Here is a 772-nt window from a genome sequence, read left to right on the forward strand (position 1 = left end):
ACCTAATATATTTTTACCATTATTAAATAATTTTCATATAGATAATCATAATTCTATTATAGAATATATTGATAAAACTAAATTAAATGATTATACTTATACATATAATAAAAATAAATCTTTAAAATTAAAAGGAAGTTTAATTAAATTAAATAAAAATTATACTAAAATATATATATTTAGTATTTTATCTAGAAAATTATTAACTTAATTATCTTGTTTAAGAGAATTAATCATCTAATTTATTAATTTAATAAAATTATTATATATCCCCTCCAGGGGAATATATATATATATATTATATGATAGTCTATCCAAATATAGATATAAATTATATATTTAAAAATATATTATCTATATATATAATAGCAACTTACATAGGGAATATTATATAAGGATATTGAAAATATTATTTTCAAATAATATATATTTACCACTTTCAAGGTAGAAAAAATATATATATTATTGGCGACATTGATGAAAACGGTTAAAATTTATTTTCTAATAAAGAAAATAAACAAGACCGTCGGTTATATGTATAATCGCTACAGACTGGTTCATTGATGGGTATCTGAAATGATGCTTAATGTACAGTCGTTTATATTTAAAATTTACTATATGATTATACAGTAAATAAATTAAATAAAAAATATTGTTTAGTTTACGGGCAGATGTCACACTGAGGTGCTACAGTAATTACTAACTTATTATCAGCAATACCATTCATAGGAAATGATATTGTACCGTTATTTGTTATCTTACCATTATATTT

At 19.4% G+C, this 772-nt stretch carries 1 protein-coding gene; it reads left to right on the forward strand.

Annotated elements, in window-relative coordinates:
• Positions 1 to 211: hypothetical protein (locus tag IE180_RS37970; protein WP_229861272.1), on the forward strand; the 211-nt coding region annotated here is incomplete at its 5' end.
• Between the last annotated feature and the right edge of the window lie 561 nt (positions 212 to 772).

This window comes from Streptomyces litmocidini, assembly GCF_014649755.1.
In the GTDB taxonomy this organism is placed as follows: Bacteria; Actinomycetota; Actinomycetes; order Streptomycetales; family Streptomycetaceae; genus Streptomyces; species Streptomyces litmocidini.